Genomic DNA, 14674 nt, shown 5'->3' with positions numbered 1-14674 from the left:
GTCAGCCGATCTCTTTCAGGGCCTGTTCGAGGTAGGTGCGGTCGATCACCTGGTCGAGCTTCACCGTGCCCTTCAGCGCACCGGCCTTCTGATAGACCGGCAGCACCTTGGCGAACTCGTCCGGCGTCAGCGGGGCCATGTCGCCGGGGAACGCCTTGATCTCGGTGGTGAGCGTCGTCCAGACGGGCTTCAGGACATCATCGCCCGCCGCCTTCAGGTCCTTCGACGAGGCGTATTCCGCGACGCGCGCCTTGTACCAGTCATAATCCTCATTAGTCTTGCGGAACGAGGTCAGGGTCGCCTTCAGCACGGCCACGGCCGCCGCCTTGTTCTCGTCGGCCTGGAGCCATTTGCCGGAGGCGATGATCACCGCCGAAAACCAATTGTCGTATTCCTCCCAGGGGCGCACGAGGACCTGGAAATTGCCCTGCTTGGCCAACGCCGCCGCCTGCTCGACATGCATCGGCACCGCATCGACGCGGCCGGCCAGCAGCGCGCGGGCGCGGTCGCCCGAGGATCCCATCTCGATGAAGTTGACGCTGGAGGCGTCGATGCCGCGCTTGGCCAGAACGCCCAGCAGCATCACGTACATGAAATCGCCGATGCTGTTCACGGCGATGGTGCCGCCGTCCTTGGCGACATCCTTGAGGCTCTTCGTCTTGTCGGCGTTGACGACGATCACCTGCGAGGTGTTGCTGTAGGACAGGCCGATGATCTTGAGGTCGGCGCCGGCTTCCGCGCCCGACAGCGTGGAGGCGACATCCGCGTCACCGAGATCGGCCGAGCCGGCGATCACTTCCTGCGCGATCTGCGGGATCTTGGCGGTGGGCCGCACTTCCGGCGCGGCGAAGCCCGCGAGCTGGGGCAGCTCGGTGCGGAGCGCCGCCTGCATCGGCACATTGACCGCTGCGGCCGAGGCCAGGGTGTTGATCTTCAGCGCGCGCCCGCTCTGGGCAAAGGCGCCCGAAACGGGTCCGAGTGCGAGCATGCCCATGCCGGCCAGCCCGGTACGCATCACATCGCGTCTGCTCATCTTTCCGAACATGGCCTGCACCTTTCCTGTGGTTATCCGTGGGGGCCTTCAATGGGCGGTGCGGCTCGCGTACCAGGGAGCCGATCGGCCGGCGATCCAGCGCAGCACGCCGGTCGCCGAGATGCTGACCGCCATCAGGATGACGATGAGCCCGAAGAGATTGGCCGTCGAAAGATCGAGGCCGGCATTGTTGATAAGGCCGCCATAGCCGGCGCTGATGAACATCTCTGCCGTCACCATGGCGCGCAGCGCATGCACGAAGCCGATGCGCGCGGCGATCAGCACGAAGGGATGCAGCGCGGGCAGCAGCACGTAGCGAAAGCGCTGGAAATCGCTCGCGGCGAAGGAATGGGCGACGTTGAGCAGGCGCGGCGACACGTTGCGCGCGGCCTCCGTCATCGAGATGACGACGTACCAGACGGTGACGACGAAGACGATCGAGACGCAGAACGCGACGCCGCGCCCAAGCAGGATGATGAACAGCGGCACGATGGCGGCGGCCGAGATGACGATGAACATCGACGCCCAGGGCTTCACCACGCTGTAGACGATGCGCGAGCGGCCCATGGCGATGCCCAGCGGCACGCCGACCAGCATGGCAAGCACGTAACCGATCAGCATCTGCCACATCATCAGCCAGACGGACGACCAGAAACCCGGATCGGACAGCGTGGAGAGGACCGATGGCGCGACCTGCAACGGTGTGGCGAGCAGCGCCTCGCCGAACTGCATGCCGGCAACCTGCCACAGGACGAGGACGAGGAAGACGCCGAGCAGGTTCACGGCTGTGGAACGGCGGCGCATGGTCAAGCCTTCTCCTGCCGCCAGGTGCAGATGCGACGCTCCGCGATGAGCAGGATCTCCTGCAGCAGGAGGCCGGTGACGCAGAGAAGAACAAGAACGCCCAGCACGGCCGCGCTGTCGAAGCGCACCGCCGCCTGCTTCATGATCTTTCCGAGATTGACCGCCGCGAGGAACAGCTCGGCCGTGATCATCGCATTGACAGCGCGCACGACACCGATGCGCAACGCGGTGAAGGTGAAGGGCAGGCTTTCCGGAAGGAGAATCAGCCGAGTGCGCTGCCAGGCGCTGGCGCCGAAGGAGCGCCCCACATTCAGCAGCCGCTGCTCAGCATTGCGCGCCCCCGTCGACACCACGATGATCATGTCGAAGGTGCACATCATCACGACAAGCGCGACCCGCGCCTCGAAATAGAGGCCGAACCAGATCATGATGAACGGCGCCCACGCCACGCTGGGCACGGCGTAGATCAGGTTCACCACCGGATCGAGAAGGTCGTTGATGAAACGCACGCGCCCCATCAGAAAGCCGATGGGGAAGGCGATCGCGCAGGCGATGAGGAAGCCCACCACCATGTGCTGCAGGGCACCGCCGAAGGCCGACGGAAGCTCCCAGCTGACCGTCAGTTGCCAGAGCCGGGCCAGGACTTCGATCGGGCCGGAGAGCACGAAGCTCGAATAGCCTTTCGCGACCAGCTCCCAGACGACGAGGCCGAAGACGATGGACGCAAGAAACAGCAGCAGATCGGATCGCTGCGCCTTTTGGCGCCTCGACACTTTCGCTGAGGGCTGGACTGCGTCCGTCATCCCCTGTCTCCACCCGATGGATCATTGTCGATCCGTGTTATTTCGCTGTCATCTTGCGGCAAGAATTGATAGCTGTCTAGTTGACTATGCAGCTTTTCAACGCGAGCGCTGAAAATTGTCTCACGTGGATTTCATTCCCCTCTACGCGCGCATCGAACGGCATCTGCGCGACGAGATCGCCTCCGGGCGCCTGCGTGAGGGAGACCGCATGCCGTCCGAGCCGGAACTGGCGCGCAGCTTCAACACCACGCGAGCGACCGTGTCGCGGGCGCTTCAGCAGCTCGTCTTCGAGGGCGTGGTGCTCCGGCGGCCCGGCAGCGGCACCTTCGTCGCCGCCACGTCCCTGAGCGCCCCGCTCGAAACGTCGCGCGTCCATTCCTTCGAGGAGCAACTCGCCGCCAAGGGTGCGGAGATCACCTACAAGCTCCTGAACTTCGACGAGCGCGCCGCCAGCGCCGAGGAGCGCGACGACCTGCATCTCGACGGGGAAAGCCACATCTACGCGCTCGACCGCCTGCGCATCGTCAGCGGCAAGAATTTCAGCGTGGAGTGCCGCGTGATCCCGGCCGAGCTCGGCCGCCACATCACGCTCGACATGCTGCACTCGCAGTCCATCCACCGCATCCTGCACGAGCATTTCCGGCTGCCCGTTCACCGGGTCGAGGGAAAGATCCGCGCGGGCCTGGCCAGTCAGGCCATCGCGTCCCATCTCGATGTGAAGGCCGGCAGCCCCGTACTGATCCGCGAATATGTGCTTTTCAGCATGGACCGGCGGCCGCTGGTCTGCGGCGAATCGTTCTACCGCGAAGACTTCAGTATCGATTACCTCGTCCAGCAATCGCTTGATGACGAAGGGTCGCCGCATCAGGCTTCCAAACCGTAGATTGTGCGTGCGCTTTCCTCGCTGACATAGCCGAAAGCGATGTCGCGGCGGATCAGATTCTCCGCGCGGGACCGGGGGTCGCCATAGCCGCCGCCGCCGGCCGAACGGCAGATGATGCGGCTGCCGGGCTCGATCCGCACCGCGCTGTCATGGACGCCGAGCGGGCGGCGTTCGCCATCGGCCATTTCCACGCTGTAATCATGGCCCGGCCCGGCGAGGCCGCCTTCCACGCCATAGGGCGCCACTTCGACACCCTCGCCCGACGCATTGAGCAAAGCGGGTCCTGCACCGCCATAGCGCAGGACGAGGCGTCCTCCGAGGCCGCCGCGCCGCCGGCCCGGCCCGCCCGTATCCGGCATCAAGGCATATTCCTCGACCGTGAGCGGATAGGAGCTTTCCGTCTGCTCGATACTGGGTGAGGCCGTGCCGCCGGGATTGTGCAGGCCGCCGATATTGCTCCAGCCGTCATGCTCCCGATTGCCGCCGGTGCCGCCCTTGTTGAAGAAATAATGCCAGATGAAGGTGGAGCCGTCGGCCGCACCGCCGGACAGCGCAAAGCGGAAGCGACGCGCGAAACCGCCGATGGCGCGGCCGGGATCAGCTCCGCTCAGCGCGTCGAGAACCGCCTCGATCACCGCACACGCGGTCGATGAGGTGCACGCGCCCACAGGCGCCGGAAGCCGGGGGTCGAGCAGGCTGCCCTTTCGGGTGCGGATGTGGATGGCGCGCGCGCTGCCGTCGTTCAATCCTTCCTCGTCGCCCATGAAATAGAGGAAGGCCACCAGCACGGCGGCACGGGTGTTGGCCTCGGAGCTGTTGATGAAGGCCTGCACCTGGTCCGGCGCGGCGGTGAGATCCACCTCCGCCTGCCCGTCGGCGATGCGGACGGACACGGGGATGGGCAAAAGGCCGCCTTCCACGCCCGCGAATTCCATATGGCTGAGGCCGTTGTGCACGCCTTTGGCACAGCCTCGCAGCAGGGCCCGCATCAGGCCCTCGCCGCCGTCGAGGATGGCTGCGACCGCAAGCGCGATCTCATCGCGCTGGTAGCGGCGGAACAGATCTTCCAGACGGCGCGCGCCGGTGCGGACCGCCGCCAATTGCGCCATCAGATCGCCGATGATGTCGCCCGGACGCCGGGTGTTCTCCGCCACGAGCCGCAGCATGTCGCGGCGCAGTTCCCCGCCCTCCACGAGCCGCACCGGCGGGATGCGCAGGCCCTCGTGCCACACCTCACGCGCCGCGGCGCTGTAACCGCCCGCCGAAAGGCCGCCGATATCGCCCTGATGCGCCCGGATCGCGACCCAGAAACGGATCTCCTGCTCATGGAAGAAAGGCATCGCCAGGGTGACGTCCGGCAGATGGCTGCCGCCCCAATAGGGATCGTTCGCCATCAACACGTCGCCGGGCGCGAGATCCTCGAAAGCCTCGGCCATCAGCCGCACGGCGAGCGGCATCGCTCCCATATGGATCGGCACGCGCTCGGCCTGCGACACCGTACGGAACTCGGTGTCCAGAATGACGGCCGAGAAATCCTGGTTCTGGTTGAGGATCGGCGAGAAGCAGGTGTGGGTCATCACCTCGACCATCTCCTCGGCCACGGCGCGCAGCTTGTGGCGGATGATGGCGAGCGCAAGCGGACTCAGGATCGGCATCACAGGGCTCCGAGATCGAGGCTGCCGGTGCGGTCGAGGCGGGCCTGCCGGCCTTCGCCGACGAGGATCGTGGTCGAGGTGGATTCGATGATCGCCGGGCCGGCGACCGACATTCCGGGAGCGAGCGCCTCGAACCGGTAGATGCCGGCCTCGACCGGGCGGCCGAGATAGAGCGTGCGCGTGCCGCTCCGCGCAGCCTGCGCATCCGCCTTCTGCTCCGTCTGGTTCGGCAGGCTGATTTTCGGAAGCGTTCCGAGCACCGAGACCCGACAGGTCTCGATCATGGCCGGCTCGTCTTCATGCGCGTGGCCATAGAGTTCGCGGTAGCGGTCCGTGAAGGCCGCCTCGATCGAGGATGGATCGTAATCCTCGCCCAGCACCACGGGGATGCCATGAACCTGCCGACCGTAGCGGCAATCCATCTGCCGCACCACGCGAATATCGCCGGTGCCGACACCCGTCGCCGCCAGCTGCGCGCGCGCATCCGCTTCGAGCGCCGCGAAAATGGCTTCGATCCCGGCCGCATCGAGGTCGCGGATCGCACGATTGACCACGCCTTCGCGGTCCTGGCGGATATCGGCCGCGAGGAAGCCGAGGGCGGACAGGACCGAGGCCATCTGCGGGATGACGACGCGGGGGATCTCGAGATCCACGGCCACCTCGTCCGCATGCAGGCCGCCGGCTCCACCGAAGGACATCAGGGCGAAATCGCGCGGGTCCTTGCCGCGCCGCACGGTGGCCAGCCTCACGCCTTCGGCAATGCGCGACGACGCCAGCACATGAAGCGCCCAGGCGGCCTCCTCCACGCTTATGCCGAGCGGCCGCGCGATATCGGTCTCGATGGCGGTGCGCGCGGCGTCCACCGAGAGGCGCATGCGGCCGCCGAGGAAATTGTCGGGATCGATCAGGCCGAGGACGAGATTGGCATCCGTCAGCGTGGCGCGCGTGCCGCCGCGCAGGAAACACGCCGCGCCCGGCACGGCGCCCGCGCTTTCCGGCCCGATGGTCAGGATGCCCGAGGCGTCCACCCGAGCAAGGCTGCCGCCGCCGATCCCCAGCGGGTTCACGTCGATCCCCGGAACCGCGATCCGCAGATCCTCATGGTCGGTGCGCTGGCGTTCCACCGGCACGCCGTTCTCGATGAGGGCGATATCGGTGGTGGTGCCGCCAGTGTCGTAGGTCACGAGCCGCTCGATGCCGAGCTCGCGCGCGAACAGCGCTCCGGCCATGGCGCCGCCCGCGGGTCCGCTCGTGACGGCACCGACCGCGCGCCGTCCAGCCGCCTCGACCGGCAGCACGCCGCCCGTCGATTGCATGACGAACACCGGAACGGCGATGCCGCGGTCGCGAAGATTATTCGAAAGCCGGCCCAGATAAGCCTGCAGACCGGGGCCAATGTAAGCGTTGACCACGGCGGTCGAGAGCCGATCATATTCGCCCTGCTGGCCCAGCAGATCGTGGCCCAGCGAGACATAGGCATCCCAGCCGGCATCATGGATCGCCGCGCGCACGGCGTCCTCATGCGCGCTGTTGCGGTGGGCGTGCAGGAAACAGACGGCGACGCCTTCGACACCCTCCCCCCGCAGCGCGGCAATGGCCGCATCCAGCTCCTCGGCATCGAGCGGCCGTTCGACTTCGCCGTCAGCCCGCAGGCGCTCGGCCACTTCCAGCCGCAGCGGCCGGGGCACGAGGGGTTCCGGCTCGGCGCGGCGCAGGGTGTAGCGGCGATCGCGCGCGCCTTCGCGCATTTCCAAGAGATCGCGAAAACCGCGCGTCGTGATCAGGCCGAGCTTGGCGCCCTTGCGCTGAACGAGGGTGTTGGTGGCAACCGTCGTGCCATGAATGAACACTTCGATCTCGGCCAGCAGGTCCGGGAGGTGCCGCCCCTGCCGCTCCGCCAGCACATCCAGCGCATCGAGCACCGCGCGCGCCGGATCGTCCGGCGTGGAGGGCATCTTGACGAATTCGATGCCGTCACGCCCGCCGCTTGCCACAAGATCCGTGAACGTGCCCCCAACGTCGATGCCGATGATCATGATCTCTCCTCAAAGGCAGGAGAGGCCATCCTTCATGATCGAGCAATGTCATGAGTGATGCGATTGCGATGCTCAAACGGCATCACTAGACTGCGAGCATGGACATTGTGGTTTGGCGCAACTTCCTCAGCATCATCGAAGCCGGCTCCATCCGCCGGGCGGCAGACAATCTCCATATTGCGCAGTCCGCTCTCACCCGTCAGATCGCCGGGCTCGAACGTGAGGTTGGGGCGCCGCTGCTCCTGCGCCTGCCGCGCGGGGTGCGGCCTACGGAAGCCGGCCTGATCGCCGCCCGCCGCGCACGCATGGCCCTCGATCAGTTCGAAAGCGTCGGCGAGGACATCCGGGCGCTGAACGGGCTGCAAACCGGCCGCATCTCTATCGCAGCCATCGAGCCGGTGGCGGCCATCATGCTTCCGCACTGCATCACCGGCTTTCACGCGCAATATCCGGGCGTTTCGTTCGACGTGCGCGTGGGCAATACCAGGCAGGTCCTGTCACTGCTCGCAGAAGGCATTGCCGACCTCGCCCTCGCCTACAACGCACCGGTCAATCCGGACATCTCCGTTCGCGCTCACATACACATGCCGCTCGTCGCGCTGGTCCGGAACGGCCACCCGATCGGCGATAAAACGGCCATCGAAATCCAGGACCTGACGAACTGGCCCATCGTGCTTCCTCCCGCGGGGTCGCCATCCCGGGTGCTGATCGACGAGGCGGCACGCCGGGAAGACTGCCATTTCGGCTCGGTCCTGCTTGAAAGCGATTCCGCCGTCCTGCGCCTCTCCATCCTCGAAAACACCGACGCCATCGCCATTCTCGCGGAAGCCTCGGGGCACATTCCGGGAGCGGGCCAAAGCGTTGCCGTCCTCCCGATCAAGCACCCGATGCTCGAAGCGGGCTCCCTCCAGCTTCTGGCGAACCGCAATGTCGGCCAGGGTCTCGGAATGAGCCGCGCCTCGCTCGCCTTCGAGCGGCTGCTGCGTGCCGAGATGCGGAAGCTCCGGGCGGCGATGAACAGCTCGCCCAGCGTGCGTTAACCCCATCGGGCGCCGGCCGACATATCGCGGGTGTGATCGGCCTGTATCGGTGGGCTGATATCCGCTTCTGGTGTACGAGAAGCCTTGGCTTGGACCAGCGCCCGCAAGCTGGGAAGTGGAGAGGACCAATCTATGGATACGTTCGGCCTGTCAGGCTTCGGCATGATCATCGTCATTCTGGCCGTTCTTGCCGTCCTCTATCTCTTCTCGGCGATCAAGATCGTGCCCCAGGGCTACAATTGGACGGTCGAGAATTTCGGCCGCTACACGCGCACGCTGAAGCCCGGGCTGAACCTCATCGTGCCGTTCGTGGAGCGCATCGGCCACAAGATGAACATGATGGAGCAGGTGCTGGACGTTCCGACGCAGGAGGTCATCACCCGCGACAACGCCTCCGTGGCCGCCGACGGCGTCGCCTTCTACCAGATCCTCGACGCCGCCGCAGCCGCCTACGAGGTGTCGGGCCTCAAGAACGCCATCCTGAACCTGGTCATGACCAATCTGCGCTCGGTCATGGGCTCCATGGATCTCGACGATCTTCTCTCCAACCGTGACGCGATCTCCGAGCGCATCCTGCGCGTCGTCGATCAGGCCGCGCATTCGTGGGGCATCAAGATCACCCGCATCGAGATCAAGGACATCAACCCGCCCGCCAATCTGGTGGAATCCATGGGTCGCCAGATGATGGCGGAACGCGAAAAGCGTGCCGAGATCCTGGAAGCCGAGGGCGCGCGGGCCGCCAAGATCCTGCGGGCCGAGGGCGAAAAGCAGTCTCAGATCCTCGAAGCCGAAGGCAAGCGCGAAGCCGCCTATCGTGAAGCCGAAGCGCGCGAGCGTCTCGCGGAGGCGGAAGCCAACGCGACCCGCATGGTGTCCGAGGCGATCGCGGCCGGCGACGTGCAGGCCATCAATTATTTCGTCGCCCAGAAATACACCGAGGCGCTGTCCAAGATCGCGTCCGCGCCCAACCAGCGCGTCGTGATGATGCCGCTGGAAGCCTCCTCGCTGATCGGCGCGATCGGCGGCATCGCCGAGATCGCCCGCGCCAGCTTTCCCGAAGCACCCACTCCCGGAACCGCTCCGTCTTCGGACAATGTCCGGCGCCGGGGGGTAAGCGTCCCGTCCGTGGGCGAGCGCGGCTGACGCGATGATGGAGTTTCTGACCACCTACGGATGGTGGATTCTCGGGCTGCTTCTGCTCGGGCTGGAGTTGGTCCTGCCCGGTGTCTACCTGCTGTTCTTCGGCATCGGCGCGCTGGTCATCGGCATCAACAGCCTGCTGTTCCCCGCGCTTGGCTGGCAGGGCGAAGTGCTCGGCTTCATCGTGGTGTCGACCGTTGCCGCCCTTCTCGGTCAACGCTGGTACGGACAGCGAAGCGACAGCGCCGGGGCCGACCTGCTCAACAAGCGCACCGATCGCCTGATCGGGCGCACCGCCACCCTCAGCGAAGCCATCGTCAACGGACGCGGCCGCGTGTCGATCGAAGACGGGTGGTGGAGCGTGGCCGGCCCGGACCTTCCCGCCGGCACGCAGGTCGAAATCGTCGGCGCGAAAGCAAGCGTCCTGGATGTGCGCGCGGCGGAGCATCCAGCACCCTGACGCGAGATATTCGAGATTCAGGCGCTTCAGATCTTGGTGTTGACCGGCGGCAACTCGCCGTTAAGGTAGAAATTGCCCACCGCCCGCGCTTTGTAGGCGACGGGATCATGCGTGGTGTGGGTGCGGGCGTTGCGCCAATGGCGATCGAGGTTCAGCGCGCGCGACGTCGCCGAGGCCCCGCCGATCCGGTAGATCATCTCGGAGACCTTGATCGACACCTCGCTGGAGAGGAACTTCGCCTCCGCCACCGCGATGGAGGCCTCCGCCAGCAGCCGGTCGGCGTCTTTTCCATTTGCATGGAACGCCGCTACCCCTTCGTCGAGCAACGCGGCACCGCGTTCCACCATCGCCAAGGCGCTGTGTGCGGCGATCACCATCTCGCCCACATTGTGCAGGACATAGGGGTCGTTCGCGCCTGTCTCGACACCCGCTTCCGGCAATGGACGCACGCCTGAGCGGCCGAAGGCCACGGCATCGTCCACGGCCGCCAGAGCGATGCCCGTGTCGACCGCGCAGTGCAGGAGCTGGGCGAAGGCGCCCTCATAGGTTCGCCTGCGGCCATATTCCAGAATGGGCAGCACCTCGTCTTCCGCCAGCTGCACATTCTCGAAGATCGCCGTGCCGCTGGCGGTCGCCCGCTGCCCCATCCCGTCCCAATCGTCCAAGAGGGTCACGCCCGCACGGTCGGTCGGGACGATCACGGCCGCTCGCCGACCGCCTTCGAGATGGGCGGTGACCAGGGTAAATTCGGCGAAGAGGCTGCCCGTCGCGTAGAATTTTCGGCCATTGAGCCGATAACCCGCCCCGTCTCGTGTCACGAGCGTGGTCATGTGCCCGATTGTCGTGCCGCCGCGCTCCGCCGCAGCATTGCCCGTCAGAACCCGCCCGCCGAGCGCGAGCCCGAAGTACTTTCTTTTCTGCGCCTCGCTTCCGTAGATCCGGATCTTCTCGATATTGGTGAATTGCGGCGCAGCCGCCTGCGCGATGTTGGGGTCGCCCTTGGCGAGGTTCAGAAGAATGCGGGTGTAATCCAGCACGCTGCCGCCAGCGCCGCCATAAGCCGCCGGGATCCGGGCCGACAGGACACCACTCTCCGCGAGCCGCCTGATCTCGTCGAACGGCAGCAGGCGTTCGGCATCGCGGCGTGCGGCACCTGCCGCAAGCTCCCGGCCGATATTCTCCGACAAGGACACGAGCTCCGCTGCCGTGTGCGAGACAACCTGTTCGGCAAGCAGGGCCGATGACGTCGACATGTGGAAATTCCCTTCACGCGCATGGGCCGGCACAGGAGCCAGAAATCCCGGATTTCAGAGGCTCTCCGTCAGGCCGATGGGTCGATCCAGACGGTCTTCAGGGATGACAAGACGCCGTCCGGCGCCGTGTTCAGGCCGCGCACCTTCTTGTTGAAGAAGGTGAAGTGCTGCATCTCGAAAAGCGGCAGCAGCGGCAGGTCGTCCATCGCCACACGCTGGAGATCGTGGAACAGCGCCACGCGCTTCTCCGGATTGGCCTCGATGCGGATGGCCTCGATGATGGCGTCGGTGCGCGGGCTCGAATATCCCGAGGCATTCACATAGGGCACGCCCGGCGCCTGAGCCTTGGTCCAGTACAGCCGGAACAATCCCATCTGTGGATCCGCCAACGGCGAGATCTGCAGAAGATTGAGATCGAAATCGTAGTCCTTGTAGACCTTCTTCAGATACGACGGATCATCGAGATTGTTCAGAGTGACGTCGATGCCGATTCTCTTGAGGCTCTGGCGGATATATTCGGCCGAGTTCGCGGTGACATCCCCGACAGAGGTGAAGTCAAGATTGATGGCGAAGCGGCTTCCGCCGGCTCCGCGCGGATAACCGGCTTCGTCGAGCAGGCTTTCGGCCCGCTTCGGATCGAAATCGTAACGCTCCACATCCGGGGTGTAATAGGTCTTCACGCTGGACGGGATGGGCCCGGTCGATGGCTTGCCCAGGCCGTACCAGACGGTGTCGATGAGCGCGTGTTTGTCGATGGCATGGGCGATCGCCTTGCGCACCTGCGGCTTGCTCAGGATCGGATGGCGCAGATTGCTGTCCAGCAGATAGAATTGCGAGTGATAATCGTAGCCACGGCTCTCGAAGCCAAGGCTCGGATCCTCCTTCAGCCGGGCGACATCGCCCAATGGCACGGCATCGTAGGGTGCGTAGAGAAGCTCGCCGGTCTCAAGCGCGGCGGCGCGGCTGGCCGTATCCGGTATGACCTTGAAGATGACGCGGTCGAGATAGGGCTTGCCGGCGTCCCAATAATCCGGGTTCCGCTCCAGCTCGATGTACTGGCCCTTCTTCCATTCCTTGAAGCGGAACGGGCCGGTGCCGATCGGCTTGACGTTCGCCGGATTGGTCTGGATCTGGCTTCCCTCGTAGATGTGCTTGGGAATGATCTGGGATTCGGCCGAGTTCAGCGCATTCAGGATCACCAGCGACGGCGCTGACAGCCGGAAGATGGCCGTCAGTTTGTCCGGCGTCTCGACATCGGTCAGCGCCACGAAGGTGAGGCGGCCGCGCGTGTGTGTCTTCTTCCACGCCTCCAGCGCGCTGAACTTCACGTCCTCCGAGGTGAAGTCGACACCGTCGTGCCAGCGCACGCCCGGGCGCAGCTTGAAGGTGATCGAGAGCCCGTCGGGCGCCACCTCCCAACTCTCGGCAAGGCTCGGCTGTGGCCGCAGATCGTCGTCGTAGCGGACGAGGCCGTCATACAGGTTCACCGAAAGAACCGCGTTTGCGTATTGGTTGTTGAACACGGTGGTCAGCACCGAGGGCTGCGGCTCGATCGCCGCGATCAGCGTCCCGCCCCGGACCGGCACGGCCTCCTGCGCCAGCGCGCCGTTCCCCTTTGCGAACAAGGCGGCCACCGAAAACGCAGCGCTGCTCAGCAGCATATCACGCCGATTGATGGATGGGCCGGACCCAGCCGGACGCAGGGGATGGAAGCGCATGTTCGACCTCAGGGGAAGTGCGCTTCCAAGGGAGCGCAGACCAGCTGCGACTGAAATGTCTCAGCTTGCCGCGTACAATTATCCAATATGTCGATTGACTCAATAGGGTTTATGGAGATATCCGCTTAATCACTGTGTTCAATATTAAACCACACACTTATTTTGTTTTATTTACCGATTGGGGCGGTTCGCGTGGTGCTAAAGTTTCGCCGATCAACGATTTCCGCAGCTGCGCAGAAGATGGGTCTGCTGGCCTGCGGCCTCGGACTCGCCTTCAGCACCGGCATCGCATCAGCGTCGGAACCTGTCCGGGGCGGCACCCTGATCACTGTCATCCAGCCGGAGCCGACATCGCTCAACAGCGTGGTGAACAACAATTACGCCAATGGCTCGGTCAGCGCGAACGTCTATGACGGCCTGCTTCGCTACGACGACGCCATGGCCCCGCAGCCGGCCCTCGCGGAGCGCTGGGAGGTAGCGCCCGACGGCAAGTCGATCACGTTCCACCTGCGGCAGGGCGTGAAATGGCACGACGGTGCGAATTTTACCTCGGCCGATGTGCGCTTCAGCGCACTGGAGCTCTGGAAGAAGGTCCATGCGCGCGGACGGGTCACGTTCGCATCGCTCGAAGACGTGGAGACGCCCGACGACCACACGGCCATCTTCCGGCTAAAGGCTCCGGCGCCTGTGATCCTCAGCGCATTGAACGCGGCGGAATCGCAGGTTCTCCCCAAGCATCTCTATGAGAACACCGAGATCCTGCAGAACCCGCGCAACAACAACCCCGTGGGAACCGGCCCCTACATCTTCAAGGAATGGAAGAAGGGGCAATACGTCACCCTGGAGCGCAATCCGAATTACTGGGATGCCGGGAAGCCCTATCTCGACCGGATCATCTTCCGGGTCATTCCCGACGCCGCGTCACGCGCCGCCGCGCTTGAGACCGGCGAGGTCCAGTACGCCCCGTTCAGCGCCGTTCCGCTGTCGGACGTGGATCGGCTCAAGGACGACCCATCGCTCGCCGTCGCCACCAAGGGCTATGCGTTTCAGTCCCACGTCTTCCTTCTCGACTTCAACCTGAACCGGGGGCCGCTGAAGGAACTGGGCGTGCGCCGCGCCATCGCCCATGCCATCAACCGGCAGGGCCTGATCGACACCGTCTGGTACGGCCTCGGCAAGCCGGCCATCAGCCCGATCCCGTCGCAGCTCACGCGCTTCCACAACACGGAGACCGTCTCGTACGCCTTCGATCCGGCGCAGGCCGAGAAACTTCTCGACGAGGCCGGCTACCCCCGGGCAGCAAATGGCGTCCGCTTCCAGATCACGCATGATTACTTGCCGTTCGGCGAAACCTACAAGATCGCCGGCGAGTACATCCGCGACAATCTGAAGAAGGTCGGCATCGATCTTGTGCTGCGTGGTCAGGATTACCCGACCTGGACCAAGCGGGTCTACACCGATTACGATTATGACATCGACAGCAACACCATCGCCGTGATGATGGACCCGGAGATGGGCCTGCCCCGTCTTCTTCTGTCGACCAATCGCAAACCTGGCGTGCCCTCCTCGAACAATTCCGGATACGAAAATCCGGAGGCGGATTCCGTGATCCAATCGCTCCAGATCGAGCCCGATGCCGCCAAGCGCAAGGCGCTGTTCGACCGCCTGCAGACGATCGCGATGACCGATTTGCCGCTCCTGCCTCTCAGCGAGATGCGGCACTTCACGGTCTACAACAAGCGTCTCCACGGCCTTTCGACGGCTCCGGACGCCGCCCTCGCCGCGCTCTCCGGCGCATGGCTGGCGCCCGAATGAACCCGGCCCTTCCCGACGCCTGCCATTCTTCTGC

Annotated in this window: 12 protein-coding genes; 5 read left to right on the top strand and 7 right to left on the bottom strand. The window is 65.0% G+C overall.

What is annotated here, in order from left to right:
- Position 1: 1 nt before the first annotated feature.
- From ACQ6S1_RS11470 to ACQ6S1_RS11460, 3 genes are read right to left on the bottom strand one after another with little or no spacing between them, the layout of a single operon-like run.
- A complete protein-coding gene (locus tag ACQ6S1_RS11470; RefSeq protein WP_445041354.1) occupies positions 2-1033 on the bottom strand; it encodes an ABC transporter substrate-binding protein in 1032 nt (343 codons plus the stop codon).
- A 48-nt stretch (positions 1034-1081) separates the two neighbouring features.
- Positions 1082-1837 carry an ABC transporter permease gene (locus ACQ6S1_RS11465; protein WP_445042006.1) on the bottom strand — a complete coding sequence of 252 codons (756 nt, stop codon included), beginning with the start codon at positions 1835-1837 and terminating at the stop codon, positions 1082-1084.
- A gap of 2 nt (positions 1838-1839) precedes the next feature.
- Complete coding sequence (locus tag ACQ6S1_RS11460; protein ID WP_445041353.1) at positions 1840-2640, bottom strand: ABC transporter permease; 801 nt, start codon at positions 2638-2640, stop codon at positions 1840-1842.
- Between the two features lie 124 nt (positions 2641-2764).
- Between ACQ6S1_RS11460 and ACQ6S1_RS11455 the strand changes: the two genes are divergently transcribed.
- Positions 2765-3523, top strand: a complete 759-nt coding sequence (locus ACQ6S1_RS11455; protein ID WP_445041352.1) for a GntR family transcriptional regulator — start codon at positions 2765-2767, stop codon at positions 3521-3523.
- On the opposite strand, the gene ACQ6S1_RS11450 is transcribed toward ACQ6S1_RS11455, so the two are convergent.
- On the bottom strand, positions 3505-5178 hold the full coding sequence (locus ACQ6S1_RS11450; protein WP_445041351.1) for a hydantoinase B/oxoprolinase family protein: 1674 nt from the start codon (positions 5176-5178) through the stop codon (positions 3505-3507). The genes ACQ6S1_RS11455 and ACQ6S1_RS11450 overlap by 19 nt on opposite strands.
- Entirely contained in the window at positions 5178-7214 is a 2037-nt protein-coding gene (locus ACQ6S1_RS11445) for a hydantoinase/oxoprolinase family protein (protein ID WP_445041350.1), read from the bottom strand. The genes ACQ6S1_RS11450 and ACQ6S1_RS11445 overlap by 1 nt, the downstream gene beginning before the upstream one ends.
- A gap of 98 nt (positions 7215-7312) precedes the next feature.
- On the opposite strand from ACQ6S1_RS11445, the gene ACQ6S1_RS11440 reads away from it, so the two are divergent.
- The 3 genes from ACQ6S1_RS11440 (at position 7313) to ACQ6S1_RS11430 (ending at position 9854) form a co-directional block, all read left to right on the top strand.
- Entirely contained in the window at positions 7313-8254 is a 942-nt protein-coding gene (locus tag ACQ6S1_RS11440; protein WP_445041349.1) for a LysR family transcriptional regulator, read from the top strand.
- 162 nt (positions 8255-8416) lie between these two features.
- The gene (locus ACQ6S1_RS11435; RefSeq protein ID WP_445042005.1) at positions 8417-9397 is read left to right on the top strand and encodes an SPFH domain-containing protein; all 981 of its coding nucleotides are present in this window, start codon (positions 8417-8419) and stop codon (positions 9395-9397) included.
- 4 nt (positions 9398-9401) lie between these two features.
- Positions 9402-9854 carry an NfeD family protein gene (locus ACQ6S1_RS11430; RefSeq protein ID WP_445041348.1) on the top strand — a complete coding sequence of 151 codons (453 nt, stop codon included), beginning with the start codon at positions 9402-9404 and terminating at the stop codon, positions 9852-9854.
- A gap of 26 nt (positions 9855-9880) precedes the next feature.
- Here the strand turns inward: ACQ6S1_RS11430 and ACQ6S1_RS11425 are convergent, their stop codons facing one another.
- Together ACQ6S1_RS11425 and ACQ6S1_RS11420 are read right to left on the bottom strand one after the other, a co-directional pair.
- The gene (locus tag ACQ6S1_RS11425) at positions 9881-11107 is read right to left on the bottom strand and encodes an acyl-CoA dehydrogenase family protein (RefSeq protein ID WP_445041347.1); all 1227 of its coding nucleotides are present in this window, start codon (positions 11105-11107) and stop codon (positions 9881-9883) included.
- Positions 11108-11175: 68 nt separating this feature from the next.
- Positions 11176-12825: an ABC transporter substrate-binding protein gene (locus ACQ6S1_RS11420; RefSeq protein ID WP_445041346.1), complete on the bottom strand. Its 1650-nt coding sequence runs from the start codon at positions 12823-12825 to the stop codon at positions 11176-11178.
- Positions 12826-13065: 240 nt separating this feature from the next.
- Here ACQ6S1_RS11420 and ACQ6S1_RS11415 point away from each other — a divergent pair, with 240 nt between their 5' ends.
- Positions 13066-14640 (top strand): ABC transporter substrate-binding protein, encoded by a 1575-nt coding sequence (locus ACQ6S1_RS11415; protein ID WP_445041345.1) that lies wholly within the window; start codon positions 13066-13068, stop codon positions 14638-14640.
- Positions 14641-14674: the final 34 nt, after the last annotated feature.

It is taken from the genome of Terrihabitans aquatilis (assembly GCF_052542005.1).
Note: the sequence above shows the minus strand (reverse complement) of the source record. Positions and strands in the feature narration are given on the sequence as shown.

What these genes read in the sequence shown, in the direction of transcription:
- ACQ6S1_RS11470 (WP_445041354.1), bottom strand. Translation starts at nt 1,033, where the DNA reads ATGAGCAGACGCGATGTGATGCGTACCGGGCTGGCCGGCATGGGCATG.
- ACQ6S1_RS11465 (WP_445042006.1), bottom strand. Translation starts at nt 1,837, where the DNA reads ATGCGCCGCCGTTCCACAGCCGTGAACCTGCTCGGCGTCTTCCTCGTC.
- ACQ6S1_RS11460 (WP_445041353.1), bottom strand. Translation starts at nt 2,640, where the DNA reads ATGACGGACGCAGTCCAGCCCTCAGCGAAAGTGTCGAGGCGCCAAAAG.
- ACQ6S1_RS11450 (WP_445041351.1), bottom strand. Translation starts at nt 5,178, where the DNA reads ATGCCGATCCTGAGTCCGCTTGCGCTCGCCATCATCCGCCACAAGCTG.
- ACQ6S1_RS11445 (WP_445041350.1), bottom strand. Translation starts at nt 7,214, where the DNA reads ATGATCATCGGCATCGACGTTGGGGGCACGTTCACGGATCTTGTGGCA.
- ACQ6S1_RS11440 (WP_445041349.1), top strand. Translation starts at nt 7,313, where the DNA reads ATGGACATTGTGGTTTGGCGCAACTTCCTCAGCATCATCGAAGCCGGC.
- ACQ6S1_RS11435 (WP_445042005.1), top strand. Translation starts at nt 8,417, where the DNA reads ATGATCATCGTCATTCTGGCCGTTCTTGCCGTCCTCTATCTCTTCTCG.
- ACQ6S1_RS11430 (WP_445041348.1), top strand. Translation starts at nt 9,402, where the DNA reads ATGATGGAGTTTCTGACCACCTACGGATGGTGGATTCTCGGGCTGCTT.
- ACQ6S1_RS11425 (WP_445041347.1), bottom strand. Translation starts at nt 11,107, where the DNA reads ATGTCGACGTCATCGGCCCTGCTTGCCGAACAGGTTGTCTCGCACACG.
- ACQ6S1_RS11420 (WP_445041346.1), bottom strand. Translation starts at nt 12,825, where the DNA reads ATGCGCTTCCATCCCCTGCGTCCGGCTGGGTCCGGCCCATCCATCAAT.
- ACQ6S1_RS11415 (WP_445041345.1), top strand. Translation starts at nt 13,066, where the DNA reads ATGGGTCTGCTGGCCTGCGGCCTCGGACTCGCCTTCAGCACCGGCATC.